General features: G+C 50.4%; 16 protein-coding genes. 4 read left to right on the top strand and 12 right to left on the bottom strand.

Translation table 11 applies throughout. From position 1 onward, the window contains the following. Positions 1 to 25 precede the first annotated feature (25 nt). From QW71_RS19960 to QW71_RS19915, 10 genes are all read right to left on the bottom strand, one after another. Positions 26 to 1,498: an ABC transporter substrate-binding protein gene (locus tag QW71_RS19960; protein ID WP_039302561.1), complete on the bottom strand. Its 1,473-nt coding sequence runs from the start codon at positions 1,496 to 1,498 to the stop codon at positions 26 to 28. Positions 1,499 to 1,621: 123 nt separating this feature from the next. Beyond that, positions 1,622 to 3,145 carry an ABC transporter substrate-binding protein gene (locus QW71_RS19955; protein WP_039302558.1) on the bottom strand — a complete coding sequence of 508 codons (1,524 nt, stop codon included), beginning with the start codon at positions 3,143 to 3,145 and terminating at the stop codon, positions 1,622 to 1,624. 79 nt (positions 3,146 to 3,224) lie between these two features. Continuing rightward, positions 3,225 to 4,154 carry a carbohydrate ABC transporter permease gene (locus tag QW71_RS19950; protein ID WP_039302555.1) on the bottom strand — a complete coding sequence of 310 codons (930 nt, stop codon included), beginning with the start codon at positions 4,152 to 4,154 and terminating at the stop codon, positions 3,225 to 3,227. Between the two features lie 25 nt (positions 4,155 to 4,179). Continuing rightward, the gene (locus tag QW71_RS19945; RefSeq protein WP_039302551.1) at positions 4,180 to 5,139 is read right to left on the bottom strand and encodes a sugar ABC transporter permease; all 960 of its coding nucleotides are present in this window, start codon (positions 5,137 to 5,139) and stop codon (positions 4,180 to 4,182) included. 443 nt (positions 5,140 to 5,582) lie between these two features. Continuing rightward, positions 5,583 to 7,100 carry a response regulator transcription factor gene (locus QW71_RS19940; protein WP_039302549.1) on the bottom strand — a complete coding sequence of 506 codons (1,518 nt, stop codon included), beginning with the start codon at positions 7,098 to 7,100 and terminating at the stop codon, positions 5,583 to 5,585. After that, the gene (locus QW71_RS19935; protein ID WP_039302545.1) at positions 7,093 to 8,916 is read right to left on the bottom strand and encodes a sensor histidine kinase; all 1,824 of its coding nucleotides are present in this window, start codon (positions 8,914 to 8,916) and stop codon (positions 7,093 to 7,095) included. The genes QW71_RS19940 and QW71_RS19935 overlap by 8 nt, the downstream gene beginning before the upstream one ends. A 127-nt stretch (positions 8,917 to 9,043) precedes the next feature. Further along, entirely contained in the window at positions 9,044 to 9,499 is a 456-nt protein-coding gene (locus QW71_RS19930; protein WP_373604783.1) for an S-layer homology domain-containing protein, read from the bottom strand. Beyond that, positions 9,453 to 14,198 (bottom strand): InlB B-repeat-containing protein, encoded by a 4,746-nt coding sequence (locus QW71_RS38570; protein WP_063776460.1) that lies wholly within the window; start codon positions 14,196 to 14,198, stop codon positions 9,453 to 9,455. Before QW71_RS38570 ends, QW71_RS19930 begins: the two co-directional genes overlap by 47 nt. Positions 14,199 to 14,943: 745 nt before the next feature. Next, positions 14,944 to 15,945, bottom strand: a complete 1,002-nt coding sequence (locus tag QW71_RS19920; protein WP_039302539.1) for a glycoside hydrolase family 43 protein — start codon at positions 15,943 to 15,945, stop codon at positions 14,944 to 14,946. Next, a complete protein-coding gene (locus tag QW71_RS19915; RefSeq protein ID WP_039302536.1) occupies positions 15,942 to 17,462 on the bottom strand; it encodes a glycoside hydrolase family 43 protein in 1,521 nt (506 codons plus the stop codon). The genes QW71_RS19920 and QW71_RS19915 overlap by 4 nt, the downstream gene beginning before the upstream one ends. 331 nt (positions 17,463 to 17,793) lie before the next feature. On the opposite strand from QW71_RS19915, the gene QW71_RS19910 reads away from it, so the two are divergent. From QW71_RS19910 to QW71_RS19895, 4 genes are all read left to right on the top strand, one after another. Further along, on the top strand, positions 17,794 to 18,732 hold the full coding sequence (locus QW71_RS19910) for an ATP-binding cassette domain-containing protein (protein ID WP_039302532.1): 939 nt from the start codon (positions 17,794 to 17,796) through the stop codon (positions 18,730 to 18,732). Continuing rightward, entirely contained in the window at positions 18,710 to 19,465 is a 756-nt protein-coding gene (locus QW71_RS19905) for an ABC transporter permease (protein WP_039302530.1), read from the top strand. Before QW71_RS19910 ends, QW71_RS19905 begins: the two co-directional genes overlap by 23 nt. Before the next feature lie 303 nt (positions 19,466 to 19,768). Further along, complete coding sequence (locus QW71_RS19900) at positions 19,769 to 20,467, top strand: response regulator transcription factor (protein ID WP_039302528.1); 699 nt, start codon at positions 19,769 to 19,771, stop codon at positions 20,465 to 20,467. Then, complete coding sequence (locus QW71_RS19895) at positions 20,468 to 21,535, top strand: cell wall metabolism sensor histidine kinase WalK (protein WP_039302524.1); 1,068 nt, start codon at positions 20,468 to 20,470, stop codon at positions 21,533 to 21,535. A 2-nt stretch (positions 21,536 to 21,537) separates the two neighbouring features. Here QW71_RS19895 and treR read toward each other — a convergent pair whose 3' ends face one another. Both treR and treP read right to left on the bottom strand, forming a co-directional pair. Further along, on the bottom strand, positions 21,538 to 22,257 hold the full coding sequence (gene treR, locus QW71_RS19890; RefSeq protein ID WP_039302521.1) for a trehalose operon repressor: 720 nt from the start codon (positions 22,255 to 22,257) through the stop codon (positions 21,538 to 21,540). Between the two features lie 72 nt (positions 22,258 to 22,329). Next, a complete protein-coding gene (gene treP, locus QW71_RS19885; protein WP_039302519.1) occupies positions 22,330 to 24,315 on the bottom strand; it encodes a PTS system trehalose-specific EIIBC component in 1,986 nt (661 codons plus the stop codon). Positions 24,316 to 24,326: the final 11 nt, after the last annotated feature.

Here is a 24,326-nt window from a genome sequence, read left to right as displayed (position 1 = left end):
CACCCGCCCGGTCTTAAATAAGTGATTACTTATTATTCGCTGCTTTCCAGGCGTCAAGCTGTGTTTGTGCTTCGGCAATGATGGTATCCAGACCGGCAGCTTTGAATTTCTCATTGGCTTTGGCCAGATATTGATCCGGATCTACTGATCCTGTCATCAGCGGTGCCCAGAATTCCTCCTTGACGTTCTGAACGGCGGCAATTTCATTCGTAATCTTGGATGTATCGAAGTTGAAGCCTAGCAGCGGTGCAGGGATACCGGAATCATTGAATTGCTTGAATTGTTCCCATTTGTTCTCAGGGTCACCTTCATTCAGATAGTTGATCATGATGTTACCCAGGGAGAAGGTAGCCATGTCATAGTTCTTTGCATCCGGCAGGTTCTTGATCATGTTGCTACTGATCTTCTCGTAATGCACGCCTTCGATCCCCGAATCCATCATGTTACGCAGTACAGGGTCTGTGTTCAGCAGATTCAGGAACTCCATTGCCTTCTCCGGATGCTCGGAGTTAGCGGAGATGGCCTGCATGGAGCCCATCACGGACCAGTTGTATATATAAGGCTGGCTGGCTGGTGTGGAGACAACCGGATAACCATAGCTTACGCTCCACAGATTGTCGGCCAGCGGCTGGGTTGCCGCACGGTCAGTGAACCATTTGCCGGCTTTGTACAGGTCATCCACTGATGTTGATGTAGCTACTTCAGGGGAGATGTAACCTGCCTGATAGAACTTACGGGCGGTATGAAGCGCTTCCTTTATTTCCGGCGTTTCAAAGATATTTACAACTTTATAGTCCGTGGTGTCCATATAAACAGCCATGGGCATCTTCTCAATCACATAGTCAAACGGCATGACCGGCATGAAGTCCTTAACCATCGCATACGGTGTAACTTCAGGCTCATTTTCCTTAATGGTTTTGAGCAGCGGCTCAAGGTCGGCCATCGTTTTCACAGAGCTAAGATCCAGATTGTATTTGTCCAGCAGCTCTTTATTGAAGCGGAACACCTCCTGGGCCGGAAGCTCTTTATTCGCCGGAATCCCGTAGTTGTGGCCGTCAACCCTGGAGCCTTCCATGAAGGCCGGATTAATGGTATCGACGATCCCCTTGCCCTGGTTCTTCAGCAGATCATCCAGCTGCAAAAACGCGCCTTTGCGGGAGTTCTGTACATAATCGAAGGCCCAGGAACTGGTAAAGAGAATATCCATCGGCTCACCGGAAGCGACCATAACCTGCATTTTCTGCGTATAATCACCGAAATCAATCATTTTCACATCGAGCGTGACGTTGATTTTATCCAGCGTATATTTATTAACTTCCGCTACCACCTTGCCCAGGTCCTTTTGCGGTGTACCGATGGTGTACCAGATCAGCTCTACCGGATCTTCTGAAGGATTGGTATTAGCAGTATTGTTGTTCCCCGCGCATGCGCTGAGTGCCATAGTAATGGTCACAAGCGTTGTGAATAACAAGGAGAAGTGTTTCTTTTTCTTGCTCATTTGTGTTCCCCCTTATAATCTACCCGGAAGCTCTGACTCCCTGTTAAAACCAGCTTCAGTTTCTCCTTCAGCTATCTGAAAAACATCCGAACGATGGCGTATAAACCATCGTTCGGATCTACATTATTTAAAATATTCTGTGATCTGCTTTTGGGCTTCTTCCATAATTGTTTCCATTCCCGCAGCTTTCAGTTCTTTTACTAATTTCGGAACGACCACTTCAGGATCAGAAGCACCTGTTAACAGCTCATATTGATATTTATCCATCACTGCCTTGCAGTTTGCAACTTCTGTAGATAAATTGTTGATGTCCAAAGCAAATCCCAGGAGTGCGGAGGCGCTTGCTTCTTCATTCAATTTCTTCACGGCATCCCACTGGTCGCCGCTATTCGGGGCAACCGCAGCCATATTGAAGAAGGTTCCTTGAGAGTATCCCGGCAGGCTCCAGGTATCATTCAGTCTCTCAATCACATTATCTCCGACCGTCTTCCAGTCTTGTCCTTCAATTCCGTAGGCAAGCATGTTTCTGAGTTGAGGATCCGTGTTCACAAGCTCCAGGAATTTCAAGGCTTCCACTTTGTATTTTGAATTTTGTGAAATGGCGTTGAGTGATCCTTGAATCGTGCTGGTTGTATACATCGGACCAAAGATTTGGGTCATCACATACTTATCCACACCATTGTTAACCTGCCAGCCGGCTTCTGCACCCGGGAATCCCTGTGCACTGAAGAACGGAAGCATTTTAGGCGGCTCACTTAGTGTAGGTGCGTCCGGATTGATAATACCATCTTTATACCAGCTATGAATAAGCTTCAGTTTATCCATGATTTCCGGTTGTTCAAACACGGAAACGACTTTCCGGGAGGTATCGTCAACCTTAACCCCGAGGGCTTTCAAACCGAGTGTCATATCATCATAATCATTGAGTAACCCTGCAAAGCCGTCACCTTTGGAAAGCTGCAGCGGATAATAAGATTTTCCTTCACCCGCTTTAATGTCCCGGAACGGTTTGTCTAGGTCTTGAATCGTTTTGATATTAGCATAATCAATGTTATATTTCTGCACAATGCTGTCATCCCAGACGAAATATTGCGTCATTGAAGAATCTTTATAGGTAGGAACGGAGTAAATTTTGCCGTTCATCTTGGTACCGTTCCATACCGTCTCAGGAATGAAGCTGTAAAGCTCAGGAGTATCCTTCTGCGCCGAATCGGTGATGTCAGCGAGTGCACCCAGATTGATAAAGCGGTTATAGTTGGTGTTATTTACAAACATAATATCAAAATCTTCACCTGTATTGATGATTGTGTTCATTTTCGTGTCATAATCACCCCAGCCGGCCACTTTAATATCCACTTTTACGCCAATCTTCTCGGCAGTGTACTCATTAATCTTGGCTACAGCTTCGGCAAGATTCGTGGGTTGGGTACCAATCTGCCACCATACGATGGTAGGAGCATCCTCAGGCGATGCCTGCTTATATCCGGAGTCTCCTGCAGATTCGGCAGGCTGTGCGGAAGGAGCTTCTGTTCCTGCAGCAGCTGGTGAAGGAGATGCGTTATTCCCTCCCGAATTACAGCCGGCAAGCAGCGTCGTAGTCATTGCCAGACAACACGCTAATGTAGAAATCTTGAATTTCTTGTTCATAAACACTTTCCCCCTAAGATTGAAATTTTATATGATGTTGAAACATGTGATGCCTTTGGGAACCTTATACGATAACCGCTTATTCCTTTACAGCTCCAATGGTCAGCCCGGAGGTGTAATACTTTTGAAAAAACGGATAGGCACAGGCTATAGGTAAAACGATTAAGACTGTAATCGCCATACGGGCGGACTCTTTTGGCATTTTGGATGCCGCCTCTGCAATACTGACGCCCAGAGAAGAGGCGTTCTTGGCTAGATAATCAGCTTGGCCCATGATCTTGCTGAGCAGGGCTTGAAGGGAATACATGTTTTGATTATCAATATAGAGCATGGACTGGAACCAGTCGTTCCAATAGGAGAAGCTCAGGAACAGCCCTATCGTAGCCAGAACAGGAAGCGATATAGGCAGAACAATGCGTAAGAAGATACGTAACTGCGATGCTCCGTCGATTTTGGCCGATTCCACTAAGGCATCCGGAATAGTCGAGCGGAAGAATGTTTTACATATAATTACATTGAATGAACTCACCGCCAGCGGCAGGATCAGTGCCCAGATCGAATCTTTCAGGTGCAGCAGATTTGCTGTGACATAGTAAGACGAGACCAGTCCCCCGTTAAAGATCATTGGAATGAATACCAGCCAGGTTACAAACTTCTTCAAACGGAACTGCGGCCGGGACATGACATACCCCATGCTAGTCGTAAGCATTACGCCCAGCACTGTCCCTACCCCTGTTACAAAAAGCGAAACCCCTAAAGCTCTAAGAATCATATCGCTTTGCTGGTATAGAAATCTGTAACCATCCAGCGAGAAGGCTGCGGGAATGATCTGATACCCATGCTCCTGAATAGAGGATTCGGCGGTCAAAGAAATCATGACTACAAACAATACCGGGAATACAGCGATGATTCCGAGAATTATGAACACTAAGTTGAACAGAATATTAGTTAATGGCTTGATCCGGTTATGCCTGTCCAAGCCGCTTTGTACACTTGCTTCGTCTTTCATAGTTCACCTCTCCTAATTACGAGCCTTATATCATTGCGCTGTCTGAATCGATTTTCTTCACAATAGCATTGGCCGCAAGAATCGTGAGGCACCCCACTGCAGACTGAACGAATGCAGCAGCTGAAGCCATACCGGTCGTTCCGGATTTCATCATGGAATACACATAGACATCAATGGTATAAGTCACATCAAATAATGAATTGGATGCCTGCGGCACCTGATAGAACAGTCCGAAGTCCGAATAGAAGATTCTTCCTATGTTGAGAATGAACATAATGATAATGACCGGCTTCATAAGCGGTAAAGTGATATATCTCATTTGGTTCCATTTGCTTGCCCCGTCGATGACAGCGGCTTCATAATAAGTTCCATCCATGCCTACGATTGAAGCCAGATACACCACCATTCCATAACCCAGGGATTTCCACAGGTTCATAAAGGTCAGCAGGTACGGCCAGTAACCGGGCTGCATGTACCACTGTATCCGTTCTCCGCCTGCCTGCTCTACGAAACCGTTTAAAAGACCTTTATCATAACTGAGGAAACCAAAGACAACTGCGGCCACTACTACCCAGGAAAGGAAGTAAGGCATAAAGAGTGCCGTCTGATAGACCTTCGTCGCCTTTCGGCTGTGCAGCTGGTAAATCATAAGCGCTAATATAACAGGAATTACAATCCCTAATATGATAAAAACGATATTATACAAGAGCGTATTGCGGATAATAATCCCGATATCTCCAAAATTGAATAAGGATTCAAAGTTTTTGAGTCCATTGCCTCCAGCCCAGGAGCTGTTCACAATACTGGATAGAAAGCCCCCCTTTATCCTAAAGTCCTTAAACGCAATAATGATGCCGAACATAGGCAAAAAACTGAAGAGGATATACCATACCGTTGTTGGCAAGGCAAGTAACGCAAGCTCTGTATCGTCTTTGGTCCAGCGGGATCTTTTTCTCTTGATCCCCTTTGTCTTCTTAGTGTTCATGTTGACGATCCTTTCTGTTGTAAAGGTATTTACTGATTTTTATAAGCGTTTTCAACACAAAGGTAGCGCTACCAATAGAACTGAATGTAAGGCCCTTTATTACTTCCGGTTAACATAGTTAAATTATATCAAAGAGATTTTTCAGCAAATAGTTAACAAAGTAAATAAACAATAGTACAGATTAAAGTTCTATAGAAAGCGTTCTCACATGAACATAACAAGCCAGGGAAACAATCTGCTAAAGCTGACCGCTTATCTCCCGGGCGCACAAGTGGAAACGGCTACGCCGTCCTCTAGAGGACGGGGTGTTTCAGCGAGAAATAGAAGGATAATTTATTACGTGAAACATATAAATTCTTATATTTCAAGATAACCCCACAAAGTGGGGCTCTGGGGCTGATGATTCCACAGGTACTTTGCGGGGACACTAGAAAAGGACTGCCCTAGAGCAGCCCCTTGTATTCGGTCGGTGAAATACCGACATATTTTTTGAATTGTTTGTAAAAGTACCCCATCTCCCAATAGCCCACATTCCTGGCGATCTCATGCACCTTCTGGTTGGTCGAGCGCAGCAGCTCCTTGGCCCGCTCAATCCGGTACAGGTTCAAATATTCTGCGAACGATTCGCCGGTTGATTTGTGGAAGAGCTGCCCCAGGTACACGGGATGAATATTGAACATGAAGCCCAGCTTCTTCAGGGACAGATTCTCGCTGTAGGATTTCTCAATATAATTCAGCACCTGGTTCACTACCGGACTCTTCATCTCCCGGTCCAGCAGCCCGATGATGCTGGCCGCTGTCTGCTTCAGCGCCGCCGACAGGCCGGGCAGTGAATGCGCCCTGCGGATCGCGGTCAGTCCCTCTGCAATGAACTCTCGCTCCATCTCGCTGCGGATATCCTTGATCAGCATCCGGAAGTACAGAATCCACTCCAGGGAAATCTCGCGGAGCAGCTCGGGCGTCAAGCCCTCCATGCTTGTATCCGCGGTATAGGCATCCAGTTTCTCTGCCAGCTCCCCGTAATTCTTGGACATGATAAGTTTGGAATACTCACTCCAGTCCTCCGGCAGGGCTGCTTCAAGATTCCCCTTGCGGTCCTTCAGCTGCTCATAATAAATCATGCTGCGCTCCGGGTGGATCTCCAGGAATTCCTGTGCCTGCTTCGCCTGCTCATAGCTTGAAGGAGCCGCGTGCTCCGCTTCCGCAACCGCACCGACTGCAATACGCAGTTGCTGGCCGGAAATGCTCAAGCAGGTCATTTCCTGCAGCAAGGAGGCCATCCCCTCAGCCCCGGACAGTTCATCCCCGAAATTATGAATGAGCACCAGGTCGTTATCCGAATCCCAGAACATGAAGAATGAAGGGTGGGCGCCGACCAGCGCAGCTGCGTTGGTCCTGAAGGCTTCCGTAGCCGGTTCTGCCTGGATCAGCGCAACCTGAACATAACGTTTGCTGACCGATAAGCCGAGCAGGTGCAGCCGTTCAGCCAGCTCCCCGGCATCGATCTGGCCCCGTACCCAGCGCAGCAGCACATTATCCTTCAGCACGGAATTCGTATACCGGGACCACTCCGTATCCAGCCTCGAGACATCCAGTTTCTCGACAATCGTCTCCAGCGTGCTGCGGAATTCCTCCAGGTTGATGGGCTTGAGCAGATAGTTCTCAATCCCGAGCGACAGACCTTCTTTTACATACTTGAATTCATCGTACCCGCTCAGCACAACCGCTTTCATCTCCGGATTGATTTCCTGCGCCGCGCGGATCAGCTCGAGTCCCGTCATCACAGGCATGGATATATCAGTAATCAGAATATCAGCGGGAGTCTCGCGTAATTGCTCAAGGGCTTCCTTCCCGTTCTCTGCCTGCCCTGTAACCGTAAGCCCCAGAAGCTCCCAGTCCAGTATATCCTGCAGGCCGCTAAGAATGAACGGCTCATCATCCACAATAAATACCTTATACATGTTCTGTCCCCTCCTTGGCGGGATATGGGAATGTAACGGTTATTTCCGTTCCTGCTCCTGCTTCACTTATCAGGCCTACGCCATACTGTTTCCCGTACATCAGCCTTAACCGCTCATGAATACTCCGCAGCCCGAACGACTCTGAGCCGGACTTTCCCCCGTTATGCTCCAGCCCCAGCCTGAGCTCTTCCAGACGCTCAGCGGGAATGCCCAGCCCGTTATCGGCAATGACAACCTGGATGCCCTGCTGATCCGGATAAGCCCTGATGCTGATCTTATTGTCCGCCTGTCCGGTCCGCATGCCATGCAGGATATAGTTTTCTATCACCGGCTGAAGCGACATTTTGAGGATAGGCAGCTCTTCCAGCTCTTTGCTGCATTCGATTGTGTAGACCAACCGGTCCTTATAACGAATGCGGAATAACTCCAGATACATGCGGCACGCCTCCAGCTCATCTTTGAACGTATATCTCGCTTTGGGACGGACATAGGACTTGAAGAGCACCGACAGGCTGTAGATCATCTCCCCGACATCCTTGGCACCGCTGGAAATGGCCCGCATCCGTATGACTTCCAAAGTATTATACAGAAAATGCGGATTCACGCGGGCCTCAAGCGTAGCGATTTCCGTATGCTTCTGTTTGATTTCAGCTTTATATACCTGATCAATATACTGGTTGAGCTCATCGAGCATACTGTTGAAGCTTTTGGCAATCTGGCCGAGCTCGTCTTCCTTGCTGTCGATAATCCGTGTATTTAAATCCCCGTTTTTCACTTTGCGGGTAAAGCGGATGATGCGGTGTGTTCTTTTGGCAAAATTAGAAATAAACATCGCCGGCAGCAATACAGCGAACAGCATACAGATGAGCGCAATCGAAATAATGGTGTTGCGTGCACTGCGGTAGGTCTCGGCAAGCTCCTTCTTGGAGATTAAGCTGACTACAGAGTAGCCGGCCTGGCCCTGGGTCAGGCTCGTCACCACCATACCGTCCACCGTAACCTCCTCGCCGGAGTTCATTCCCGCAAGTTCCCGGTATTTGGTTCCATATCCCTTGCCCGTACTGTCAAAAATCACTTCATTCTGGGCGGAGAGCACCAGAATTTCGCCTTTGAATTCCTCCTTGTAGTTGCTCATGGCCTTCCCGATCGCTGTGGAATCGAAGTAGACCAGGATTTGGCCGATATTCAGCAGCGACGACTTGTTGTTGATCGGAATTTTCACCGAGAACATGGGTGAGCGCTGCATTCCGATACTCTGCAGCACCCAGATATTCGGCACAGACACCAGACTCTCCTCATCCAGAACCATAGAATCCGGAACAAAGGAGTGGGCGGCATTGGTAGGTACCACATCGAACTGCCGGCGGCTCTTGTAATAATACATCACCTGCTGGTTCGCGCTGTACAGCATCAGGCTGCGGATATCCGGATCATCGTCGATCTTGTTCTGGAAATACTGCACGGTATCGGATGTGGGCTGACCTGCCGCGAAATAACGGTCCAGGCGGTGCTCTACATACTCGCTGAACGGATGCTCCAGCAGAAATGTGGTATTGCTCGCCAGGCTCCCGTCCCGGTACACATCGCGAATCATATCCTGTACAGACTGGTATTTATTCTCCACATAATTGCTGATGCTCTCCATCGTATTCCGCTGGGTATCCATCTGCCGCTCCACGGCGGAATCCGAAATCAGCGTTAAGACAAGATAAGAGAAGGCAATAATCGTTGCAATGAAGACGCAGGATACAATCAGGGTAAAGCGCATAAACAGATTATCTTTGAAATACTTGCGGTACAGGGTATTTCTCCGCATGCTCCACCTCCTTAAAGGTTATTGGCATAAATATGATATGCAAGAAGCGCTCCCCCCTGGTATCTTCAGAGGGTGAGCGCCTTGGCTATAGTTCACAGAACCGGTTCATGCATCCTTCCCGGTTAAGCTATTTCAAATAATTCAGCAGCATCTGCGCAGCTTCTGCCCGGGTGGCGGGAGCTTTGGGCGCAAAGGTTCCGTCAGCCCGCCCTTTCACGAGGCCAAGCGCAGCGGCTTCAGCCACCTGATCCGCTGCCCAGCCGGAGATGTCTCCAGCATCCTTAATAGACAGGCTGCCCGTTGCGGCCGGGATTGAACCCTGCTGCAGCCGGTAAGCGCGCATCAGAATGACGGTCATCTCCTCCCGGCTGATTGCTGCAGCCGGCTGGAAGGACTCCGGCGTACGGCCGGTAATCAGACCGGCCTCGACCATGCCGGAGAGTGCCTGCTGATACCAGGCGCCTGCCGGAACATCACTGAAGGAAGTGGTGCCGCTGCCGCTTAGCTGCAGCGTGCCGGCCATCAGCTGCACGAATTCAGCCCGGGTAATATTCCGGCCCGGCTGATAAGCCTGCTCCGATATCCCCTTGATCAGATGCTTCGCAAGTGGTGCCGCTGCCGCTTAGCTGCAGCGTGCCGGCCATCAGCTGCACGAATTCAGCCCGGGTAATATTCCGGCCCGGCTGATAAGCCTGCTCCGATATCCCCTTGATCAGATGCTTCGCAGACAGCTCACGCAAGGCTTCGAAGGCCCAGTGCGTAACCGGAACATCGTTGAACTGCTTCGTATACTCCAGCAGTGCGTAAGTGCCGTTGCCGTCAAGTTCGGCTGTAAGACTGCCGGCCGCAGCAGATCCTCCCAGATAAGTGAGTGTGCCGTCACTTCCTACACGGTACAGGCCAAGCAGCTTCGGATAAAGTCCTTCACCGGCTGCCCAGCTTATCCTAACAGGAGAAGCGTAATTGCCGGGACGCTTAACGGTTCCATCTGCCAAGGACAGGCTCAGATCATAGTCCAGGAGTTGTCCCTTAAGCGATACACCGGCTTCCGTCTTCAGCGAAGCTTGTGCAAGTGCCTTGAATTCTGCTTGCAGCACGATCTTTGCACCGTTGCCCTGGGCAGCGGGCACGGCTTCGGCCAGTTGCTTCAGCAGGTCCGGTGTCAGTTCAAGAACTGTTCCGTCTCCCTGTACGCGGAGCGTATTGGTTCCCAGCAGCTCACCGGCGTTAACCGGAAGCTCAATTGTAACCGCTTGCTGTACCTGCACGGTAACTACACCGTTCACGGCCGGACTGCCCAGCTGTGCGGCTGATATCACTGCAGCCGAAGGCGCCGGTGTTGCAGCCGGTACTGGTGTTGCCGTTGGCAGAGCAGCCACCGGAGGATTGGTTGCCGTCAACGGGGGATTAGTCGGCGTCACCGGCTGACGGTTTACAGTCAGAGTAATAACCTCTGTATCCGCCGCGTCCACATAAGGGCGGTCGCCAACGATGCGGGTATTCTCTACACGCGCCTTATAAACGCCTGTATCAGAAAGTTGTGCCTTGGCAATGGTCAGGCTGCTGCCAAGAGCACCCTCTATAACCAGATCATCTTTGAACCAGCTGTAGCCCAGTTCACCATATACGGAATCGGCAACAACTGTAAAGGTCACATCGTTACCTTCCATTACCGATTGGCTCGTCGCCGTAAATGAAGCAATCGCCGGAGCTTCATGCTGCGGATAGACCTTCAGTGCCAGTGGTGAGCCAACAATACGCACCGGGTCTGTGGTCTCTTTGCCGGTCAGCACAACACGATAATTCGTTCCATCCTCTTCAAATAATGGATTGAACCGGTATACCGCGCCGGTAACGCCCGGAACCGTCTGCCATTCCTCATCGGCAGCACGCTTCATTTCCCACTCAATGGAGGCAATATCTCCTGATGTATCGACGGCAAGCGCGATCGGCTCCCCGGCAACAGTCTCAAGTACCGATGGCAAGTCCATCACAAAGGCCGGGGTCATCCATTGGATTTCCGCCGGAAGCACCTGCAGGTTATATTCCTTCTCTGCGGTCAAGCCGCCTTCGCCGGTCACAATGACCTTATAGCGGTAACCGCTCATATCTTCTGTCAGATCTGTAAGTGTCAGCGTGTCGCCAGCGGCAATAACTTCACCGTATCCTTCTCCCTGATCGACATACCAGGCATAGACCAATGTACCGGAACCTTTACCAACAGCACGAAGCACTCCATCCTGTTCTGCCCGGAACGAGCCTTCACTGACCACCTGTACATCCGGCGGCAGCGCGGTCCATTTCGCCTGCAGCGTAAGCGGACCATTTACCGTGTCAGAGGCAAAGTGCCATCTCTCATTACCGTTGTACCAGCCTTCCAGCACATAACCTTCTCTCGCCACATTCGGTGCAGTCACAAGCGCACCGTTCATAACCTGGACAACCTTCGCTTTCGGCTGGCCGCCGTTACTGTTAAAGGTTACATTGTACCGCTTATCCAGCTGCAGCGGCTGAGATTTGTTCCCGCTGTAATCCTCCATCACCACTGTTACTGCTTTGGTCGACGTAAAGCTAAGGCTCGCCTTCGTGGTGCGGCCGCGGATAATCATCGGCTTTTGCGCTGCTGCCCCTGATAAATAGGTTACCGCAAAAGACTTAGGAACTCCGTCTTCATAGACGTACATGTACCTCCAGTCCCGTGTGTTCGGCATTGGCAGGCTCAGTGTATTTCCATTCCAGGACCATGCTTCGGCATAAGGCTCCGACAGCTTGTCAATGAACGTACCATTATAGGTTACAATATCCGAGTTGCCTGCCTGGATGGTTACAGTGAACTCGTCCCCATTAATTGGCATATCGCTGAACAATGCCGAGGTTGTCCCTTGCGGCAGGATCAATTGTCTGGAGACAGGTTCTGCGGTTGTAATCCAGTTTACCGATTTCACCGTCACCTTAACGTTCCCGGCAGCGTCTGAACCGGACCACTTGACCAGAAGATCGCCGTTCTCGCTTGATTCGGCTTCAACTCCCGATACTGCTGAGTCCAAATTAAAGGACACTGTGGCCGCTTCCCCTTCTACTCCGTCCGCGCCTACAGGAATGACTTTAATTATACCGGATTTGGCTGGCAGCTGTTTGATGTAGAACGTCTCGTCATATTTGCCGCCCATAAAGATGTCGTTCACATATACATTGTATTGCTTCACCTGGGAATAATCGCTGTTCAGATCCCACTTCAAAATCATTTCATTCGTATTCGGCAAGGCCTGCGAAACCACCAGACGGGTTGGCGCGGCCGGCTTCACGGCTGAACCGTCAGAGATGCGGATTTGGCCGATGTTTACCTGATAATCGGCGATTGTGCCTGCACCCGGTGTAAACACCAGGCCAAAGGCTGCGATTTCTTTACCTGCGTAAGCCCCCAGATCCACCTCAGCCGTTGCCCAGCCCATGGTTTGTTTACCGCTGTTCTCCACAGGTACCTTGACTACCTTGGACGGATTGTCCTTGAAGATCAGGCCTGCACTCAAGACAGAAGCATCGTCGGCTGAAGTCTTGTTATAAGCAATCGACAGCTGGGACGTTGCCTGTACGGACAGGTCGCTCTTGTACAAGCGGAGGAAATTCTCCTTGTCCAGCGCCCCGTTCACAACCAGTGAACTGCCTCCGTTGAAGCCGCCGATCTGCTTATAGCTCATGCGTGAATTGTCTGTCATTGTATATTCCGGACCGTAGTCGTAATCAACCGTCAAGCGGTTGCCCAGGGTATCCTGCCACCATTGCCACGTTACAGGAATATCCTGAAGGCTCATGTTGGACCATTCTTCCTCATTTGACTTTTCCCCGTTAACATAATAGGAAATACCATGCCCGGTATTGAAATTCGTATAGAAGTTGGAATTCTGAACCACTGAGCGTTCCGCAATGACCGAAGAAATCCCCGGCCAGTAGCGGTTATCCGCATAGACATCCGCCACCGTATTCGCGGGCGAAACGGTTGTATTGCCGGGGTTCACATTCGGACCTGACCACCAGAGCTGCTCCCGCAGATGGGTCATCCACTGGTAATCATTGTCTGTACGTTTGGAGACAGGCCACGCTTGTCCCATATCCTCGTCAAGACCGGCATGGACGAAATCAGCTCCGAGCGTTGCGATGCTCAAACGCGGAGCTCCGCCTGCTGTCAACTTGTCTTTCAGAGCTGTTCCCTGTACGCTCTTGAAACGGTCACGGCCTGCTTCAAGTCCGGCAAAGCCAATATCAAACAGATTGTAATTTGTCCCTTCATCCTCATTCATTCCAGCCAAATAGCCTATAGCTGTATTAATATGGGTACTATTCACTCCGTAATCGAAGAAAAAGGAGTTTGAAACCGGCTCTTTTGCCGTTTTATCATACAGCATCGAAATATTGTTATTACTAAAGGTTCTTGTAAAGGTATTGGAACCGTTGTTCGTAGTTAATGAATCGTACCACTGGACATATAACCCGCCTTGTTGAAGCACCTTCATGAAAGCCATGTAATCGGGAATATCGGCTGTAGCGACATTCGGGCTCACCTCTTCCTGATTAAGGAAATAGCCGTCGAAGCCGAAGTAATTTGCCATTTCAATCATTTTCCTGGCGACCGGGAAGTCACCGTTCTCATCCTTCACAATCATTTGTTTGTAGGTTTGCTGTCCGCGGTCATTGTTGGAGAAAAACACACCGGCCAGCGACATAACCCCATTCTTATGTGCGGCATCCGTATAGGTTGGATTCGGAATATTCAGCATGCCGAACTCAAACCACTTCTGCTGCCAGTCGGACTGGGCCAGATCATCGTAATATTCCGGCGGCGTATATGCCGTTGCAGTACCATGCCAATACGAATAATAATCAACATACTGCCAGAAATTGAAGTGATATTGGGCAAACTTGTTGGTATAAGGAGCATTTTCAATGAAGGCATTTCCATAATCGCCTGCGACATTCATCATCTTGACATCCGGACTCAGCTTAGGATTAGCCTGTGTAGCCGTGAAAGATGAAATCCGCTTCTGTAAAGGCACGCGGGAACGAAGCAGTTCCGCATCCGGATCGGTCTCAGGACTCCAACCCGCGATTTGATTGCTGGTGTAGCCATGTATACTCGGCTGGTTAGCTCCATGCGCGCTGTCCCCTTTGAACGGCCAGGTATCTCCGGCCAGAGCGGTCTGCGGCAACAAGCCTGCAAGTAGCGCCGCACTTATTACGGTTGAAGTCAGTCTGCGAAGTTTGCGTGTTTGGGTATGAGATATCATTGTCCACTCTCCTCATGTAATGGGGATGATCTTCGATACTGCTAGTTCAAACGGTGTATTATTGGAAACGCATTCATAAAAATCCCTGCTGTACCCCCCTTTTATTCTTTGTCCAAATTTAATATATAGCAGGAGCTGCCGGTCCAAGTAGAAGCGAAATTAAAGATACACTGGCCAAATTAAAGGAAAGTCTGCGACAGCCCATAACCAAATAGAGCATCTCCAATAATCCCGAGACATGCTCTGTTTAAATTGACGGTACATCTTACTTTTTTACTGTCCAGATTCCCTTCGGGCAGAAGCAGGAGCAGCTTACTTTATTTAATCCTGCACCAAATACAACATTTCCCTCACTATCCCGGCACAAATCCGAAATTGTTGTACAAAAGGCATCATTTCACTGCCTCCAGACGGTTTAGCAGGATAATTGCTGTATTTCGTACAACAATCCTGCCGAACATGCGGATATTCAGGTATCAAAGTTGTACTACGTACAACATTAACGCGAATACGATGTGAACTTAAGAACCTCAGCGCTGCCGGCACGAATCCGGTGTAAGAAATCAGAAGAGCTCCCTTATCTCGTTCACGTGGACGGGCGACTTGTCTGATTGTACTCTAACGTGCGGTTCACATTGCCGGATTATTCATTCTACATACAGCAAAAAAGCAGCCTCCGCGGGGAAGCTGCCGTTTGTTCTGCTGTCATTCAGGCTGCTGTGATGCAAGCTGCTGAGCCTGCGGATTACTCCGCTGATTCAGCAGAGGCCGGGTATGGATCAATCTTCTGAATCGTTCCGTCGGCATTATACTTAAGCTCGGTGTATTTCACGCTGCGCTTATGGTTCACGCCGCCTGATAATGAGCTGTCGTGATAGAACAGATACCACTTGTCTTCAAACTCAACAATCGAATGATGGGTGGTCCAGCCAATGACCGGAGAGAGAATCTCGCCCTTGAAGGTAAAGGGACCCTGCGGATTCCGGCTGACGGCATACACCAGCGTGTGCTGTGTTCCTGTCGAGTAAGAGAGATAATAATACCCGTTGTACTTGTGGACCCACGGTCCTTCGAAATATCTCCGCTGCTCATCACCGGCAAGAATCGGGTTCCCTTCTTCATCTACAATGGAGATCTCAGCAGGCTGCTCCTGAAAAGACAGCATATCCTCGCTCAGCAGAGCCACACGCGGCCCAATCGCCGGCGCATCCAGAGCAGGCCCCTCTGCATCCGCCACGAATGTGCCTGTCTGCCATTTCTCCAGCTGCCCTCCCCAAAGACCGCCGAAATAGATATAAGCCTGGTTATCGTCATCCACCAATACAGCCGGATCAATACTATAGCTGCCAGCGATGTAATCGGGCTGCGGGTCAAACGGGCCTGCCGGTGAAGCAGAGGTTGCCACACCAATCCGGAATATTCCGTCGTGATCACGGGCCGGGAAGAACAGATAATAGGTATTATTCTTATAGGCTGCATCCGGAGCCCAGAGCTGCTTGGAGGCCCAGGGGATCTGATCCAGATGGAGCGCCTGGCCGTGATCCACTACCGGTGACTCAAAGTTATCCAGTGACAGAATATGATAGTCTTCCATCGCATATTGGTCCCCGTTATCATTATCCGGTCCGTCGTGATCCAGGTCATGGGAAGGATAAATGTAGATTTTCCCTTCATAGACATGGGTGGACGGGTCCGCAGTATAGATGTGGGTAACGAGCGGTTCATTAGGTTTCGGCAAATGTGTCATAAGACATCTCCTTTTGTATTTGTGTAATAGAATTCTGCAAAATAAGCTGGAGCCGCAGCATCCGCACCCTCTCCCGAGGCGTGAAGTCCCAGGCAGACACCGGTGAATCCGCCGTTCACCTCAGGTGACAGGACAGATACATGTACCCTCTGCTCTGCGTCATGCCAGGAGATGCCATCCTCAGAATACGAGCAGGTATAGACCTCTCCGTCCGAACGGAGGCGGAGCCGTACCTCTCCGGAGCGCCCCGCCGGGTAATGATATATCTGCTTCTGATCCCCGTCCTTGACGGTAAGCTCCATAACCCGTCTGCCACTCCGGCTGGCGAGTCCCCAGAAGATGTATCCCCGGTTGTTCAGGCGGGCGGCCAGTCCGGCATACTCCCCATCCTTCACGGGATCAAAATCCAGACTTACGCCCGTCTCCATCCGGTGATGCTTCTGGCGGATGCAGGCAAACACAGCCGGCGCCTCATCATCCAGCGTGTAGGCATTCCCCCGGATGGCAAGCTTGCCATCGCGCTCTGTCCAGGAATACCGTTCCTGCTCATAGCTGCGCAGAAAAGCCCATTCCGGGCCGAAGCCTCCGCTCAGCTCCATACGCTGAACAATGTCATCCGGACTGGAATCTTCAGCGGAGACAACGGTTCCTTCATTGTTGTCAATCACCGGCCAGCCTTCTTCCGTCCAGGTAACCGGAGCCAGGAAGGTCTCTCTGCCCAGCGGAGAGTATTTGCCATCCACCGGACGCATGCCCAGAAAGACGGCCCACCACTTCCCGGACGTATCCTCTACCAGATCCGCATGGCCCAGGCATTGAACCGGATGCTCCTTCAGCCCGCGGTGGGTCAGTATAGGTTCAGGCTTATCCTCAAACGGCCCGTAAGGGTAGCTGCTGCGGGCAATGATCTCCCGGTGATCTCGGGCGGTGCCGCCCGATGCCGTCATCAGGTAGTAGACGCCTTTGATTTTATACAGATGCGGCCCTTCTACCCATGGACCCTCATCCCCCCGCCAGATCTCCACAGGCTCAGACAGCACTTCACCGGACTCCGGATGAATCTCGTACTGGATAATATGGGATTCATAGCCGGCTCCATTCTGCACAGTCACGTAAGCGGGCCCATCCTCATCGAAGAACAGGGACGGATCGATCCCGCCATAAGGCAGCAAGACCGGCTCTGACCAGGGACCTTCCGGCTTGTCCGCTGTCACGAAGAAATTACCGATTCCCCTCACATCCGTAGTAATCATATAAAAGCGGCCCGCATGATGGCGTAGCGTAGCGGCATATATACCGTCAGAGCTGCCGCTTGTCCGCAGGTCCACCTGGGACTTCCGGGTCAATACATGTCCTATCGGCGTCCAGTGAATCAGATCCTTGCTATGGAATATAGGGACGCCGGGAAAATACTCAAAAGAGCTGTTAATCAAATAGTAATCATCATTTACGCGGACTACACTTGGATCTGGATAGTAGCCGGAGATCACGGGGTTCCTGACATTTATTGAGTGCATAATAGCCTCCCTGAAATTGTGCGCAAGCGTTTACAATCCTCAGTACCATTCTACAAGCCGATATTATTTTTTCCCATACGCAGAATAAAGGACTTACCCCGAAAATTATGAGGATTGCCATCCTACTGAAATTGTAATTTAAACAAGGGGCCACTGCTCGCCATTTTACTTGAAGGATTGGTCATTTTTTGCTGAATGTTTATCAAATGTTAATGAAATCTTTATGGCCTGTTCAGATTAGATGGGGTGAACGTTTATAACGGGCCGCTAGAATGAGAGAAAGCCGGCAGACACTTTAAGTACATAGAAATCTAATGAGGTGGGAGAACGCATGAGCGAATATGTGCTACAGGCACACCAATTATCCAAGCATTACAAGCATCACCCTGCACTGGATCGTGTCGACCTGTCGATACGCCGGGGCAGCATCTATGGGTTCATAGGCCAGAACGGCGCCGGGAAATCAACCCTTATGCGGATAGCGGCAGGACTTTCCAGGCCAACCTCAGGCCAAATTGAATTATTCGGATATAAGGAAGGCGCACAGCTTGTACAGGCGAGAAAAAGGATTGGCACGACTATTGAGACACCCGCCCTTTTCCCTCATCTATCAGCCGCAGAGAACCTGGAGGTATTCCGGCTGCAAAAGGGAATCCGCGACAAAACGCAGATCCGCCAAACCTTATCACTGGTAGGACTGGAGCAGGCCGGCAGCAAAATCGCTGCCAACTTCTCTTTGGGTATGAAGCAGCGGCTGGGTCTGGCGGTTTCACTGCTCGGCAACCCTGAGCTGCTTATTCTTGACGAACCCACCAATGGACTCGATCCTGTGGGGGTTGTTGAATTAAGAGAATTATTGCTTCATTTAAATAGGGACAAGGGCATCAGTATTCTGATATCCAGCCATATTCTGAGTGAGCTGCATTTGCTGGCAACGGATTACGGGATTATTCATAACGGGCGAATGCTGGAGCAGTTGTCTGTAAGCGAGCTTCAGGCCAAGTGCAGGCAATACCTGCACATCAAGGTAGACTCACCAGAGAAAGCCATAGGAATTATACAAGAAGAATGGCAGACAACGGAATATGAATTAGATGCTGACGGTATCATCCGCTTGTATGAACCGTTCGGCCGTCCCGGCGCGCTCTCGGCTAAGCTGTTTGCAGCAGGTCTGGAAGTCCAGCAATTCATGCCGAAGGGCGAAAAGCTGGAACGATATTATACCAAGCTGATTGGAGGGGCGGCAAATGGCAAATCTGTTACGGTCTGAGCTGTACAAATTGTACAAAGAGCCCTCGTTCCGGATTCTCTGTTTCACTTTTATCTTCGTGGCGGTCATCTTATCCGGAGTTATCCATTATATGGGCTCAGATCAGAAGGTTTTCAGCGGGATATCAGGGCTCGGCCAAGGTGTACAAGTGAATATGCTTGTGCTTAAAATCTCTTTAGCCGTAGTGGGAGGCTTCTTTCTCTCAGGTGAGCATGGCCTTGGGATTATGAAAATCTCGGTTGCTTCGGGGTACAGCCGCAGACAGATTTATACTGCCAAGCTGACGGCCTATTCTATCGGAATCATCATTTTGTCCTTAATCGTCCCTGTCATATGTGTGATAGCCGGCAGTTTGCTGAATGGCTTCGGCAGCCTCCCGGAAATTCATGCCGCCCTATATTTATTTCGTACACTTGCCTTCACGATACTATATGCAGCAGCCTTTGCCTCCATGGTTGCCGTGTTCGCTGTCACAACAACAATAAGCGGCATAACGATTGGCGCGGTGCTGCTGGTAATGCTTTTCTTCGACAGCCTCTCACAATGGCTGAGCGGGAAATGGGCTGTGTACAGGGAATTTTATGAGCATTCCGTATTTAAGCTTGTTATGGATATCGCCACCCCAACGCAGACAACGTATGAGCTTACTCTCTTAATCCTGATTCCCATTGCGACTATTCTCGTATTTGCCTGGCTGGGGATCATGAGCTTCCGGAACATGGAAATCAAATAATCAATAAATTAAATCCAAGGAGACCTAACTATGAAAAAACGCGTTCTCTATCTGGTGATCATCGTTGCTGGCGCAGTATTAATTTTATTATCCATGATCGGTTTTGAAACGTCCTGATTTACGGAAATATCCAAATCATATATGATGATCACTATATAAGACGCACTAAAGAGCCCCACTTAAAGCTGAGTCGTCACTGCGGTGAACATTTGGACTTCCGGCCGCTTCTTTTGCTTTTAGTTAATTTCTATAGTGCTTCTTATATAGAACAACAATCCTATAAAAAACGGGTGTGTCCTTACTATGGCAAGTGAACGGATTATGATTGTCGAAGATGAGCTGGAGATCGCCGAGCTGATCAAGGATTATTTGGAGATAGAGCGGTACGAGGTGATCATCTGCCCTGACGGTGAAGAAGCGCTCCGGGCTTTCGGACAGTTTCATCCGCAGCTGGTAGTCCTTGATATTATGCTGCCGCTGCTTGATGGAATGGAGGTATGCCGCAGGATACGTACGGAGTCCGATGTTCCCATCATTATGCTCAGCGCAAAAAAACGGGATTCCGACAAAATTCTGGGGCTAGGTCTGGGAGCGGATGATTATGTGGTGAAGCCCTTTAGTCCAGGTGAGATTGTGGCCAGAGTTAAGGCTCAGCTGAGGCGTTTCAACGGGTTAACCTTACCTTCAAAGCAACAGAGTACAGTCGTATATCCCGGCCTGGAGCTTGATCTCAAAGCCTATGAGGTCCGGGTACGCAAGGAGACCGTTCATTTCTCAGCGCGGGAATTCGAGGTACTCCGCTTTCTCGCGATCCATCCCAATCAGGTGTTTACCCGTGAACAGATCTTCGGGAGTGCCTGGGGAATACACGAATACGGGGATCTGAATACGGTAACAGTGCATGTCAAAAAGATACGGGAAAAAATCGAATTAGATCCGGCCAATCCCCGGTACATTCTTACCGTTCGAGGCATAGGCTATAAATTTTACGGGGGGAACTAAATGAAGAAACCGGGCCTCCGCTTTCAAATGGTTACTTCGATGGTTATCATTATTCTGCTTCCGCTGCTTCTCGTTTGCTCTGTAGCAGTCGGCACCGGGAGCAATACCAGCTCATCCGCAGATAAATTTTATAATGAAATGATTCCTGTGGTCCTATTGGTGCTTCCGCTGATCTGCTGTACGATTTGGATGACCCGAATCATAACCCGCAAAATCCTGCGGCCTCTCCGGGAGCTTACGCTCGCGGCTGAACATATTGTGCAGGGCAACATGGATTGCCCGATCACATACCGGGCCAATGACGAAATGGGCAGGTTCAGCGCCGTGTTCGAGCTAATGAGAACCCGTCTGCTGGAATCCAAGGTGAACCAGGACGCTTATGAACAAGCACGCAATGAACTCATAGCGAGCATCTCTCATGATCTCCGGACCCCTCTTTCCTCCATCAGGGGATATGTGGAAGGTCTGCAGGATGGCGTCGCACAGGATAAGGTCAAATTCGAGCGTTATTTATCAATCATCCGGGACAAGACAGACAAGCTAAACGATCTGATTGAGGATTTGTTCCGTTTCTCGGAGCTGGAGTCGGGGCAGCTGCAAATGAATTACGAAGAGATCGAATGCGATCTTCTGCTGGAGTCCATCGTGCAGCCGCTGGAATATGAATTTACTGAGGCCAGGGCCAGATTAACTGTGGTCCGTCCCTTTCCTGCTGGAAGAATGCGGGCAGACGCAGTCCGCCTCACGCAGGTATTTAACAACTTAGTCGGCAATGCCACCAAATATGCAGGTGAAGAGGCACATATAACTATAGCCGCTTCCCATACCGGGAAGCGGCTGAAGGTTAGTGTGAGTGATAACGGTAAAGAAATCGCACCCGAGCACTTGCCCCACCTCTTTGAGCGGTTCTACCGCGGGGATAAATCACGCTCCAGCCAATGGGGGGGAGCCGGCCTGGGGCTTGCCATCTGCAAATACATTATTGAAGCACATGGCGGGGACATCGATGTTCACACCTTGCCGGGTGCCGGCAATGTATTTTTCTTTTCGTTGCCGCTTACTTCATAGTATTACCGCCGCACCCGTCTGGCAAAATCCACGAACTGAAACTTATCCAGCCGGTGTCTGGATTCGGTATATTGGAACAGCACCGTATTCTCCAGATACACATAGTTCCGCACTACGACAATATGCGTGTATTTCTTCAGATCAAGCAGGCGGTGATCCTCCTCCGTCGCAGGCTCAACGGATATCAGCTTCTTCGCATAACTGATTTTCAGCCCCAGCTCCACTTCCAGATATTCATAAATAGAGCCTGCCGCGATCTCTGCGCTTAAGAACGGCACAATATCCGCCCGGAAATAATCCTTGTCCAGAATGATCCGTTCTTCTTCAATCTCTCTGGCGCGGATCACCTTCCATACCGGAGTATCCTCCGGAACCTGCAGCTGTCTGGCCAGCGCAGAGCCGGCCGGCTCCATCACCGTTTCCTCTACCAGTGTCCGTGAGGGAGCACCGAGTGTACCTGCCATTTCCTTGAACGAGATCAGACCGGTAACGGGAAAATCCATCCGGGTCATATCCAACACAAACGAGCCTCTGCCTTTGATTTTGTGAATGTAGCCCTCACGGAACAGCAGATTCAGCGCTTTGCGCACCGTTTCCCGCGAAGTGCAGTACGCCTCGGCCAGCTCACTTTCAGAAGGAAGCTTAGTCCCCGGCAGCAGCTGGCCGGAATGGATCTGGTTACTGTATTCATTATAGATTTGCAAATATATATTTTCTCTCATTATAGATCACCGCCCTATATTGTATCACGCCGTGGCTCTGGACGCATGGATTCAATTCGGGGGCGGGTCCGGTCAACCCTTAAGATGAATAGTCAGAATACTGGTCTGCTTCGCCGCCGCTGGTCCTATCTTCTCCTCAATCTTCTCTACCATCTCCTGCCCCGCAGGGATGATGATTGGGGTAATCACCGGGTAACCGGCTGCACGGATAGCATCCATATCGAATTCCAGAAGAAGCTCGCCGGCCTTCACCTTATCGCCAATATTCTTAAGCTGGGTGAACCCGCTGCCCTTGAGCGACACCGTATTAATCCCTACGTGGATAAGTACCTGCACGCCGCTGGCATGCTCCAGAATAAGCGCATGTTTGCTCTTGATTACATGGGCGACTGTCGCATCAAACGGTGCATATACTTTCCCTTCGGAGGGTTCAATTGCAACCCCCTGACCCATCTGCCCCTCAGCAAAAGCAGGATCGGGTACCTGCGCAAGCGGTACTGCCGTACCGCTGAGCGGTGCAGCCAGCTCCAGTATGTTCACCGGCTCCTGTGAGCCTTGAACGGACTGGCGGCTGCTGAGTTCATCTTTTCCGGCCGGGGGGACCGTTGTTGTTGCGGTTGCAGCTGCGGCTGCAGCTGAACTCTTCTCGGCACGGCTGACGACGGAACGGCCATACAGCACAGTAGCCACAAACGGCACGATCAGCACAATCGCCATACCCACGAAGAATACGCCCCACTGGTTCGGGAAGATGGACAGGAAGCCGGGAACCCCGCCAACGCCAATGGAAGAAGCGCGGACCTGGTTAATCGTGAGCAGAACCCCGCCCAGTGCAGAGCCGATCATCCCGAAGATGAACGGATAGCGGTAGCGGATATTGACCCCGAAGATCGCCGGTTCCGTAACTCCGAGGAAGGCAGAGATCGAAGAGGTCACCGCAAGTCCCTTCGTCTTCTGTTCTTTGATGACGAACATCATCGCCAGTGCCGCTGCCCCCTGTGCAATGTTGGAGAGAGCGAGCATCGGCCAGAGGAATGTGCCTCCTTCACTGCCGATAAGCTGAACGTCAACGGCCAGGAAGGTATGGTGCATCCCTGTGATGACCAGCAGCGCATAGAATCCGCCATAGATTAAGCCGCCTAGAATCGCGAAATGATCGAACACATAGACCAGTCCGGAAGTGATCGCATTGGCAATGCCGAAGGTAACCGGTCCGATGATTGTGAACGCCAGAAAACCTGTAATCAGCAGAGTCACTGGCGCAACAACCAGCAGTTTAATCGAGTCATGTACCCTCTTGTTCAGGAACTTCTCAATGCTGGCCAGAATATAGGCCGAGACCAGCACCGGCAATACCTGTCCCTGATAACCGATTTTCTCCAGATGCCAGCCAAACAAATTCCAGGTCGGAACTGTTCCTTCCGTAGAAGCACTGGCATAACCGTATGCACTTAATAAATCCGGATGAACGAGAATAAGTCCGAGCACAATCCCGAGCAGCGGACTGCCGCCGAACCGGGTCACTGCCGCCCAGCCGATCAGGGCCGGTAAGAACGTGAAGGCTGTGCTGGCAATCGTATTGATAATCGCCGCAATATCTTTCCACTGCGGATAGACATCGACCAGCGACTGGCTGAAAAAGATACCCGGGCCCGTCAGTATATTATTGATCCCGAGCAGCAAACCTGCAGTCACGATGGCCGGAAGGATCGGAATAAAGATATCGGCCAGCGTCTTAATCGCCCGCTGCAGAGGATTCTGCTTACGGGCCGCTGCCGATTTCACCTCATCCTTGGAAGAACGGGCACCGCCGGTCAGCTGAATCATTTCGTCATACACTTTATCAACGGTTCCCGGACCAATTACGATCTGGAACTGGCCTTGGCTGGAAAATTGTCCTTTGACAAGGTCATTGGCGTCCAGCGCTGCTGAATCCACCTTGCTCTCGTCATAGAGCGAGAATCTTAGCCGGGTTACGCAATGTGTAGCGACCTCAATATTCTCCTTGCCCCCAACCGCCCTTACAATATCCTCTACATTCTTGCGGTCAATAGCCATATCATCACTCC

The sequence above is a fragment of the Paenibacillus sp. IHB B 3415 genome, assembly GCF_000802655.2.
GTDB lineage: Bacteria > Bacillota > Bacilli > Paenibacillales > Paenibacillaceae > Paenibacillus_AQ > Paenibacillus_AQ phytohabitans.
This window is presented reverse-complemented; position numbering and strand designations above follow the sequence as displayed.